The 10,703-nt window shown below is 48.4% G+C and carries 11 protein-coding genes; 10 read left to right on the top strand and 1 reads right to left on the bottom strand.

All coding sequences use genetic code 11. The annotated features are described in order from the left end of the window. The 3 genes from ACWA6V_RS09870 to ACWA6V_RS09860 all read left to right on the top strand — a co-directional run. Positions 1-977: FtsX-like permease family protein (locus ACWA6V_RS09870; RefSeq protein WP_449522327.1), on the top strand; the 977-nt coding region annotated here is incomplete at its 5' end. Between the two features lie 48 nt (positions 978-1,025). Beyond that, entirely contained in the window at positions 1,026-1,721 is a 696-nt protein-coding gene (gene lolD / locus ACWA6V_RS09865; RefSeq protein ID WP_449522326.1) for a lipoprotein-releasing ABC transporter ATP-binding protein LolD, read from the top strand. Then, positions 1,721-2,950, top strand: a complete 1,230-nt coding sequence (locus ACWA6V_RS09860; RefSeq protein ID WP_449522325.1) for a lipoprotein-releasing ABC transporter permease subunit — start codon at positions 1,721-1,723, stop codon at positions 2,948-2,950. Before lolD ends, ACWA6V_RS09860 begins: the two co-directional genes overlap by 1 nt. Positions 2,951-3,003: 53 nt before the next feature. On the opposite strand, the gene ACWA6V_RS09855 is transcribed toward ACWA6V_RS09860, so the two are convergent. After that, the gene (locus ACWA6V_RS09855; RefSeq protein WP_449522324.1) at positions 3,004-3,540 is read right to left on the bottom strand and encodes a DUF2062 domain-containing protein; all 537 of its coding nucleotides are present in this window, start codon (positions 3,538-3,540) and stop codon (positions 3,004-3,006) included. A gap of 206 nt (positions 3,541-3,746) precedes the next feature. Here ACWA6V_RS09855 and ACWA6V_RS09850 point away from each other — a divergent pair, with 206 nt between their 5' ends. The 7 genes from ACWA6V_RS09850 to murB form a co-directional block, all read left to right on the top strand. Then, entirely contained in the window at positions 3,747-6,140 is a 2,394-nt protein-coding gene (locus ACWA6V_RS09850; protein WP_449522323.1) for a DNA internalization-related competence protein ComEC/Rec2, read from the top strand. 148 nt (positions 6,141-6,288) lie between these two features. After that, on the top strand, positions 6,289-6,915 hold the full coding sequence (locus tag ACWA6V_RS09845) for a MotA/TolQ/ExbB proton channel family protein (protein ID WP_449522322.1): 627 nt from the start codon (positions 6,289-6,291) through the stop codon (positions 6,913-6,915). A gap of 16 nt (positions 6,916-6,931) precedes the next feature. Further along, positions 6,932-7,357: an ExbD/TolR family protein gene (locus ACWA6V_RS09840; protein ID WP_310071177.1), complete on the top strand. Its 426-nt coding sequence runs from the start codon at positions 6,932-6,934 to the stop codon at positions 7,355-7,357. A gap of 90 nt (positions 7,358-7,447) precedes the next feature. Then, on the top strand, positions 7,448-8,518 hold the full coding sequence (gene lpxK, locus ACWA6V_RS09835) for a tetraacyldisaccharide 4'-kinase (RefSeq protein ID WP_449522321.1): 1,071 nt from the start codon (positions 7,448-7,450) through the stop codon (positions 8,516-8,518). 23 nt (positions 8,519-8,541) lie between these two features. Continuing rightward, positions 8,542-9,303 carry a 3-deoxy-manno-octulosonate cytidylyltransferase gene (kdsB, locus tag ACWA6V_RS09830; protein WP_449522320.1) on the top strand — a complete coding sequence of 254 codons (762 nt, stop codon included), beginning with the start codon at positions 8,542-8,544 and terminating at the stop codon, positions 9,301-9,303. 16 nt (positions 9,304-9,319) lie between these two features. Further along, complete coding sequence (locus ACWA6V_RS09825; protein ID WP_449522319.1) at positions 9,320-9,796, top strand: low molecular weight protein-tyrosine-phosphatase; 477 nt, start codon at positions 9,320-9,322, stop codon at positions 9,794-9,796. A 62-nt stretch (positions 9,797-9,858) separates the two neighbouring features. After that, a partial coding sequence (gene murB, locus ACWA6V_RS09820) for a UDP-N-acetylmuramate dehydrogenase (protein ID WP_449522318.1) occupies positions 9,859-10,703 on the top strand: 845 nt, incomplete at its 3' end.

Raw genomic sequence — 10,703 nt, 5'->3', positions numbered from 1 at the left:
CACAGGTAGTGGCGTCTGCCCCCTATATCGCCAGCAGTGCTATGGTGAATTATGCAGGTGGCGTGGAAGCGATAGAGTTACAGGGCATATTGCCTGAGGCTGAGGCACAAGTATCAATTGTCGAGCAGCGAATGGTAGTTGGCTCAATGATGCAGTTGCAGCCGGGTGAATACGGTATTGTCATGGGGCGTTTGCTGGCCAGCCGTTTAATGCTGGCTCCCGGCGATAAAATTCGTATTACCTCACCCGAAATCAACATCACCCCGATGGGAGCTTTTGCTCGCTCGCGCAGTTTTACATTGGTTGGTGTCTTTGAAGTTGGTGCGCAAGTGGATAGCACTCTTGCGCTCATTCATGTGCAAGATGCACAAAAGTTTTTGCGTAAACCTGGTGTGCAAGGGCTACATGTGAAAACCAACAACATGTTTGTGGCGGCGCAGATAATGAGTGAGCTGCGTGCACAATTGGGTGATGACTATAGGGTTAAGGATTGGAGCCAAACCCAAGGCAGTTTATTCCAGGCGGTGAAGATGGAAAAAATCGTCGTAGGTTCACTGCTGATGATTATTATCGCGGTCGCGGCGTTTAATATTGTCTCCAGTTTGGTGCTGATGGTTGCTGACAAGCGCTCGGATATTGCGGTGTTGCGAACCATGGGTGTGAGTGCGCGGCAGGTTATGGCTATCTTTATTGTGCAGGGTAGTGCGATAGGTTTTTTTGGAACCTTCATCGGTACCGTTTTAGGGTGCATTGTTGCTTCGGCACTGACGCCTATCATGGGCGCGGTAGAATCATTATTTGGTGTGCAGGTATTTGATCCAGAGATGTATTTCATTAGTCAATTACCTTCAGTTTTACTCTGGCAAGATGTTGCATTGATTTGCTGTATTGCATTGCTGCTGAGTTTTATCGCCACACTATATCCCGCTTACCGCGCCTCCCAAATCGAACCTGCGGAAGCCTTGCGTTATGAATAAATGTTTCGTCTTTGATCATCCTTGCGTTCGCTATACAGGCCCAGTGTTATGAATGATTCCGCTCCGGTTTTAATTTGCCAGCAGGTAAGTAAAAGTTATCGCCAGGGAGCACTTGCGGTAGATGTGCTGCGCAATGTGAATTTCCAAATTAATTCGCGTGAGCGTGTGGCGATTGTCGGTGCGTCCGGCTCCGGTAAATCCACGCTGTTAAATATTCTTGGTGGTTTGGATGTGCCCGATAGCGGTGATGTGAGTGTGGCAGGTGAACGTTTATCGCATCTGAGTGCCGATGAGCGCGGTCGTTTGCGCAACCGCAGTTTGGGTTTTGTTTATCAGTTTCATCATTTATTGCCCGAATTTACCGCGCTTGAAAATGTCGCTATGCCATTGCTTATTGGTAAACAGCCAATAGCAATTGCAAAACAACGTGCTTTGGAATTGTTGGCGCGTGTTGGTTTGGCAAAACGAGTTGATCACAAACCCTCCGAGCTTTCGGGCGGTGAACGTCAGCGTGTCGCCATTGCTCGCGCGTTAGTAACCAATCCGGCCTGCGTGTTGATGGATGAACCGACGGGCAATCTCGATAGCCATGCAGCAGATGCGGTTCAGGCGTTAATGCTAGAGTTAAATCAATCCATTGGTACCAGTTTCGTGGTGGTAACTCACGACCCACGCCTTGCTGCGCGTATGGATCGCACGCTCACGTTGGTCGATGGCGCCCTGGTTGGCGCAGAGGCTAATTAATGTTTAGCCGCTATATATTTCTGGTTGGTACTCGCTACGGCATATCACAGGGGCACAGCCATTTAGTCTCATTCATTTCGCGCTTATCGACAGCGGGTTTGGTGATTGGTGTTGCGTTATTAATTCTTGTCATGTCGATCATGAACGGTTTTGATAAAGAACTACGCGAAAATATTTTGGGTGTTATGCCACAGGCGAGAATCTATCACAGTCACGCTATTGAACATCCCGAAAAACTAATTGCTGATCTGAAACAACATCCTCGCGTCCTTGCCGCATCGCCTTATGTGGAATTACAAGGCTTGCTTAGCTATCAAAAGCGCGTAGCACCGGTGGCTATTTTTGGAGTCGATGCTGAACTGGAAAAGGCCACTTCCAAGCTGCCTGGGTTACTACCTAAAGGAACACTTGAATCGCTGGCAACAGCTGACGCAGGAATTGTGATTGGTCGAGGGGTTGCGGAAAAATTAAATGTGGCTGAGGCCGATTCGATCAGTTTAATCATTCCTGTTGAAGGCGGTTCATCACCGCGTGTTAAAGTCGTTACTGTGCTCGCCATTTTTGATACCCATAGTGATGTTGATAACGCACTGGCTCTTATGGATATCAATGCCGCAGCAGAGCTTTCGGGTTACGCAGGGCAAATTACCGGTGTGCGTTTAAAAGTAGATGATTTATTCGCTGCGCCGGAAATCGTGCGTGGAATTATGCAAACGTTACCACAGGATTATTACGGTTCCAGCTGGATGGCCACCCACGGCGGTGTGTACCAGTCCATTAAGATGTCTAAAAATATGGTTGGCATGCTGCTCTTTCTGATTATTGCGATTGCCGCGTTTAATCTGGTGTCCACACTGATTATGGTAGTAGTCGATAAGCAGGGTGATATAGCGATATTGCGCACCATGGGTGCGTCTACGCTCGACATCATGGCGATTTTTATGGTGCAGGGCGGCTTGATTGGTTTGATTGGTACATCAATAGGATTGGTGTTGGGCGTTACGCTCTCTTATTTTGTTACACCGCTAGTGCAATGGATTGAAAAAATTTTTGGCGTTCAGTTTTTACACTCAGATGTATATCCCATTACTTACTTGCCGTCGGAATTAGTTGTCGGTGACATTGCCAAAGTCGTCATTACGGCGTTGCTGATTAGTTTTTTTGTCAGCCTTTATCCCGCGTGGCGTGCGAGTAAAATTCAACCGGCAGATGCATTGCGTTATGAGTAGCTGGGGAAAATGTTATACATAAAAAGGCCCGCTAACTGCGGGTCTTTTGCTTTTTATTTTTGCGCTTCTGTTTTAGTAGCGCGCATTTTTTGGCGTTTTTTCCAATTGTGATTTACATGCCAGCGCCAATAGAGTTGCATCCCAAAATATCCCAGTGCTCCAAAAATCAAACCGGTTAATACTGAGCCTGCCAATAGTGGTTTCCATAAGTGGCCGAATTCATTGGCCAGCCAGTCCCAGGTTAACTCGGGCTCAACCATCAGTGGTTGCGACTGCAATACCAGGCTGCCCACTTGATAGGTGATGAAAAAGAAAAATGGCATGGTGAAGGGGTTAGTAATCCATACCAGTGCAACTGAAATGGGAAGATTGCAGCGAAACAATAATGCAGCACCGGCGGCTACAGGCATTTGTCCGGGAATAGGCAAGAGTGCGATAAACAAGCCCCAAAAAAAAGCTACAGAGACTGAGTGGCGGTTTAAGTGAAATAGGTTAGGGTCATGCAGCAAGTCCCCTAAAAAGTGCAGGGCAGGGTTGCTTTTGATTGCAGCGGGGGTGGGAATAAACCGTTTCAGTAGATTGCGAGCCATGCTTAAACCAGAGTACTGCCAAAAATGAACCGGCATTATGCCTTTAAATGATCATGAAGACTATGTGATCTGCAGATGAGGGGCATGTGAGCTGCGACCTTGTCTGCTGCCGCAGGATGTCATAAGCTGCGCGACAATCTGATGACAAAGGAACTTCGGTCAGTAGGTGGTACCTGATGTACCCACTGGCAATAAGGAACATCGCCATGCCCTTCGCATTATTGCTGTTTTCCCTCGGTGTTATTGCGGTTAGTTTTGCCCCTCAACTACCTCCTTTGTGGAGCTTATTGCTTTTATTCCCTCTCTTTGTTGCGTGTTGGCAATGGCGGAATATGCGCTATTGCTTCGCCTTATCACTCGGTCTGGCATGGGGGATCGCTGTAGGCCACAGTTTGCTTGCTATGCAGTTGGGTGATGATCTGGCGGGTAAAGATCTTATTGTCACCGGACATATTCAGGGGCTACCAGAGCGCGATGATCGCCGCTTACGTTTTAACCTTCGCGTCAATTCCGCAGTCACTGCTGCAGGCCATGCCATTCCTGCCGCACACTTTCCCGCCAAGCTTCAACTGAGCTGGTATTTGAATCAACGCAAAGAATCCTTATCAGACCTTCCTGCTCTTACAATTGGTGACGAGTGGCAGCTGCGTGTGCGGCTCAAGCGACCGCGTGGGTTTGTCAATCCGGCTGGCTTTGATTATCACGCCTGGCTGTTGCGCCAAGGTATAGGTGCAACCGGTTATGTCGTTGACCATCGCGATAATCATCAACTCAATTCAGGTGCGGATTACTTTAATCTGGATGATTGGATCAACCAGCAGCGTTACCAACTGCAGCAGTGGATAGTTGCGCACAGTAAGAGCAGCGAACGCGGAGTTTTAATTGCGCTATTGATTGGCGATTCCGCCTTGGTTGATAAAAACCAATGGGCGCGTATGCAGCGGACAGGCACCAGCCACCTGATAGCGATATCCGGCCTTCACGTTGGCTTTCTTGCGATCTTTGGATTTTATGTCGGCCTCTGGCTGGGGAAGTGTGTGCAGCTGGTGTGGCATCGTTGCCCTGCGTTAATGATCGCCTGGTGTTCGGCGATTCTGTGTGCGAGTTTTTATTCGGCGCTCGCCGGATTTAATATTCCGACGGTGCGGACACTGATTATGTTGGTGGTTTTTTATCTCGCTTGTTTAGGGCGGCGGAGTATTAATATCGCGGATATTTTCTGTCTTGCACTTGCGTTGGTGGTAGTGCTTGATCCGCTCGCCGCGTTGGATATGGGATTTTGGTTGTCCTTTGGTGCGGTGGCGCTATTGTTAATTTATTTTTCCGGGCGCTTGGTGCCCAAACAAACTGCTGCGCCTTGGTCTGGCTACACTGCGGCCAATTTATTGATGGGTTTTATTCGCTCGCAGTGGGTCATGTTTATTGGCTTATTGGTGCCGCTCAGTGTGTTAGTCAGTAGTGTTTCTTTGGTAGCGCCTGTCGCCAACGGTATTGCCATTCCCCTGATTACTTTTTTAGTGGTTCCACTGCTATTAATTAGCGCAGCTACTCGCAATCTATTGGGTGATACCAGCGATTTTTTATTGAGTGGTGCAGGCTGGTTGATGGAAATATTAAAAATATTTTTAGAGGGATTACTTTCGATTGGTGGTGCTTGGTCAAGTCCTGTTGTGGCTTTTAGTCCGACACTGGCCTTATTAATCGCATTGAGTTGTTCTGTGTTGCTGCTTCCCAAAGGTTTATTTCCCCGCGTATTGGGTTGGTGTGGTTTATTGTTGGGTGTGGGGTTGGGTATTGTTATCGATCCGCCGAATCAACCTGATTTAAAACTGAGTGTGTTAGATGTAGGGCAAGGCAGTGCTTTCGTCGTGCAAGTGGGCAAGCGAACATTGGTGTACGACGTTGGGCCTAAATACACCGACAGTTTCGATGCCGGTAGCGGTATAGTCGCTCCCCATTTATATTCACTGGGAATTCGTTCTGTTGATCGATTGGTAGTGAGTCATGGCGATATGGATCATGCCGGTGGCTTAACGGGATTGCTGGAAAAAATAGTGGTTGAACAATTTTTCGCGGGCGAGCCGGAAAAAATTCCGTCAGAAATGGCGAACACCATTGAATCGCAATCGTGTCATCAAGCATCTGAATGGCAGTGGCAAAAAGTGCACTTCCGGTTTTTACAATTTGCACAAGCAACGGGTGCCAGTGCTAATAATCATTCCTGCGTATTGCTGATCAGTTATGCCGGGCAACATATTTTATTGCCCGGCGATATTGAAACGTCCGTTGAGAATCAATTGTTGCGCGATCAACAACTGCCGGAAAAATTGGATGTATTACTGGCTGCACATCATGGTAGCCGCACATCCTCGGGGGCAGGTTTTGTTAATAAAATGCAACCAGCATTGGTTGTTTATTCTGCAGGCTATCGCAGTCAGCACGGTCATCCGCATTGGCAAGTCCGGCAGCGTTATCAAGCAGTGGGTAGCCGTGAGCTCAATACCGCGTATTCTGGTGCGATTTTATTTGAGTGGGATCAAGGCAGCTTGCAGTTAGTTCGTGAGTATCGCCAGTCTAATCGGCGGTATTGGTTTGACTGATATAGCCAATACCGGGTACAGATGCAACTTCTTCACACATTTGCAGACAAAGCAGTCTGCCCCATGGCAATCCCCGGTTCTTGTGGTAATGTACGCCGCGACATAGAGCCACGCGCTCAACTGATTTGCACAATAAGAGGAAGCATCTGTGTTTGAGATTTTTTTAGCTGGCGGTATTTTGATGTGGCCAATCCTGGCCTGTTCATTGATTGTGATTGCGATCAGCGCCGAGCGTTATTGGACGCTCAACCCCGCCAAAATTGCCCCTAAGACCTTGTTGGCACAAGTGTGGAGTTGGATTAAAAACAACCAGCTAGATGCCACAAAACTGCGTGAGCTCAAGCAATCTTCCCCTTTGGGCCAAATTCTCGCCGCTGGTTTGAGCAATTCCAAACATGGCCGCGAAGTTATGAAAGATTCGGTGCAGGAAGCAGCGAGCCAGGTAATCCATGAGCTGGAGCGCTATGTAAACATTCTTGGCACCATCGCGAATATAGCGCCGCTCCTCGGGTTGTTGGGTACTGTGTTCGGTATGATCCAAGTGTTTAATTCGATTATGGTTCAGGGTACAGGTAATACCGGAGTGTTGGCTGGCGGTATTTCGGTTGCGCTTTACACCACAGCGGCGGGATTAATCGTCGCGATTCCAGCAATGATTGCGCACCGGTTTTTCCAGCGCCGCATAGATTCCATTGTTGTCACTATGGAAGAAGAGGCGATCAAATTGGTTGATGCACTGCACAGCGACCGTCGTGTCGATGTGAAATTGGTTTAGGGCGCGGGGTCGCAACGTGAAATTTCGTCGCCAGAGAACTGAAGATGAAGGTATCAATCTCACACCCTTGATTGATGTGGTGTTTTTGTTGCTGATCTTTTTTATGGTTTCCACCACCTTCACTAAAGAGACGCACTTGAGTGTTGATCTGCCGGAAGCCGTTGGTGAACAGAGTAGTGAGTTACCCGATCAGATTGAAATTTTGATTAGCACTGAGGGCAGCTACTCTGTCAATGGGCAGGCACTCGTCAACAGTAAAATCGAGACCTTGAAGTCGGCAATAACAAAAACTGCCGAGGGTAATACCAAAGTTCCATTGGTGATTACCGCCGACGCCAAAACTCCGCACCAGGCGGTCGTACAGGCGATGGATGCGGCGGGTCAGCTGGGATTTGCCCATTTGAGTATCACCACCCGCCAACCCGAACCTGAAAAAGACTAGCGACTCGGTTACAATTCCGCTCAGCTTCGCAACCCAAAGGACTTTTGTATCCCCGATGCAAAAGTCCTTTTGTTTTTACAGGATGATTATTTGAACTCCCCCGGTCAACAAACACCTGTTTCTTCAGGTTATAACCCACACAACCCATGGCTGGCAGCCTGGTATGGCAAGCGTACCTGGACATTTTTGCTGCTGCCGCTGACGTTTATCTTTGTGCTGCTGGTGGCGCTCCGTCGCTTCTGGATTCTCCGCTACACGCAAAAGCGCTTGGTTACGCCCGTTATAGTCGTGGGCAATATTTCTATTGGCGGCACCGGCAAAACGCCGTTGTTGATTGCACTGGTGAAAGGTTTGCAACAGCAAGGGTTTAATCCCGGCGTGATCAGCCGTGGTTATGGCGGCAAGGCGAGCCATTATCCCCATCTACTCAATGCAGCAAGCACTGCGGCAGAGGCTGGTGATGAGCCTGTCACCATCTACCGGCAAACGGGTTGTGCTGTATGCGTGGGCGCAGATCGCGTTGCGGCTGCCCGCGTATTGGAAGATGAAAATTGCGATATTTTGTTAAGTGACGATGGTTTGCAGCATTACCGGTTAGCGCGCGATATTGAAATTGCCGTGGTCGATGGCCAGCGTGGTTTGGGCAATGGTTGGCGGTTACCGGTTGGTCCTCTACGCGAGCCTAAATCGCGTTTAAAAACGGTTGATTGGGTGGTAGTAAATTCTCCCGCTGATGATTTCATGATACCGGGATTAAATGATTTGTTTTATGTGCCTATGCAGATCTCCGCGCAAGAGTTGGTCAATCTTCAATCGGGTGAAAAAACTTCTGCGACCGAATTTAATTCAACACGTGTTCATGCAGTTGCGGGTATTGGCAATCCGCAGCGATTTCAGGATACATTAACCCAATTAGGTATAACTGCTGAGTTGCACGCTTTTCCTGACCACTACACCTATAGTGCAAGCGATTTACAGTTTGCGAATAATGTCCCGGTGGTGATGACGGAAAAAGACGCGGTTAAATGCCGCGAATTTGCACAGCCCAATTGGTTTTACTTGCCGATTGTGGCCAGTTTGCCCGATAGTTTTTGGCAAGCACTGCTTCAAAAACTCGAACGGATTTGCGAGCAGAAAAAAACCATTTTTAAATCGAAATAGACTTTATTTGACGGAACCCCAGCATGAGTTTCTACGTCGTTATTCCCGCACGTTATGCCTCTACACGCCTGCCTGCCAAACCCTTGAAGGACATTGCTGGCAAGCCGATGATCCAACACGTCTACGAGCGAGCGCGTGAAAGCACAGCGGCGCAGGTTATCATCGCCACTGACGACGCACGTATTGAAGCAGTTGCCAAATCTTTTGGTGCGCGTGTGTGCATGACATCTGCAGCACATAATTCAGGTACTGATCGCTTACAGGAAGTGGCTGCGCAGCTTGGTTTAAAACCGGATGATATTGTCGTGAATGTGCAAGGTGATGAACCCTTGATTCCCCCGGCAGTTATTAATCAAGTTGCCGCCAATCTCGCCGCGAATAATTACGCAAGTGTTGCGACACTGAGTGAGCAAATTCATAGCCTGGATGATTTTCGCAATCCGAATATCGTCAAGGTAGTAGCCGATCAAACAGGAAAAGCTCTGTATTTTAGTCGCGCGCCTATCCCGTGGCCACGTGATCATTTTGCCAAAGCAGACAGCAATAGCTTGCCCGATAATTTTCTGGCGCAGCGTCATATTGGTATTTATGCGTATCGCGTAGCACTGCTCAATCGTTTTATCACTTGGCCACAGGCACAACTTGAGCAGATTGAATCGCTTGAACAGTTGCGTGTATTGGCCAATGGCGAAGCCATCCATATCGCAGAAGCCTGCGCTGCGGTACCCGGTGGTGTGGATACCGAGGCAGACCTGTTGCGTGTAAAAGCGATTTTAGAAAATTAAATGTAGTGAATGCAAAATGACGAAAGTGTTATTTGTTTGTCTGGGCAATATTTGCCGCTCGCCCACCGCGGACGGCATTTTTCGCGAGCTGGTGGCGCGCGAAAAATTGGATCAAAAAATTCTGGTAGATTCGGCCGGTACTGGCGATTGGCATATCGGCAAAGCACCTGATTCGCGCACGATTGTTGCTGCGCGCCGGCGGGGTTACGACTTATCGGTATTGCGCGCCCGTCAAGTAAGTGCGCGGGATTTTGCCGAATTTGATTATGTATTGGCGATGGATAAATCCAATTTAATGAATTTGCAACGTATGAAGCCATCGACCTACACCGGACACCTGGGCTTGTTTCTGGAGTTTGGTTCGCGCGGCGATTATCGCGAAGTCCCGGATCCTTATCACGGTGATAGCGATGATTTTGAGCTGGTGTTGGATTTGGTGGAAGACGCTGCCCAAGGTTTGCTAAACCATATCTGCAATAATGCATTGCGCTAAACTGCCATAAAAAATAGCGTAGAACTTTCAACTAATCAGGTAATTCTGCGGTGCCACTTTTTTTGCCTCATTTCAATTTGCAAAAATTCAATACGCTCGCTGTTCCTGCGCTGGCGCAGTATTTTGTCAGCGTCAAAACCGATGACGAATTGCGCGAGGCGCTGGTGTTTGCGCGCACGGAAAATTTACCGCTGCTGTTATTGGGTGGCGGTAGCAATATCGTGTTGCGCGCTGATTTTCCCGGTTTGGTGGTGCAGATAAAATCCCAGGGCAGGGAAGTGGTCGATGAAAATGATGAATGTGTTTGGCTGAAAGTAGCAGCAGGTGAAAACTGGCATCAATTGGTGGAGTATTCGCTCGATAACGCGCTCTATGGATTGGAAAATTTATCATTAATTCCCGGCAGTGTTGGCGCTGCGCCAATCCAGAATATTGGTGCTTATGGGGTGGAGATTAAAGAGCTGGTGGCTGAATTGTCAGCGCTTAATATCCGCTCGGGGCTATCGGTGACTTTTACTAATGAAAGTTGCCAGTTTGGCTATCGCGACAGCATTTTTAAACAGTCACTTAAAGACCAGTATGTAATTACCTCGGTGACGTTTCGTTTGCGCAAGCAGCCGCAGCTCAATCTGACCTATCCCGCATTACGTGCGGCGCTAGCTAATATTGCCGAGGAAGATATTACTTCGCAGCAGGTCAGTGCGGCCGTTATTGATATTCGCCAAACAAAATTGCCCGATCCGGCCGTTATCCCTAACGTAGGTAGTTTTTTTAAAAACCCAGTTATCAGCCAACAACAATTTGATGCATTAAAAGCTGAACATCCGGCAATTGTTTCTTATCCCGCTGCCGCTAATCAGATCAAGTTGGCGGCGGGCTCGTTGATCCATCAGGCAGGATGGCCAGG

Source organism: Cellvibrio sp., assembly GCF_053579595.1.
Note: the sequence above shows the minus strand (reverse complement) of the source record. Positions and strands in the feature narration are given on the sequence as shown.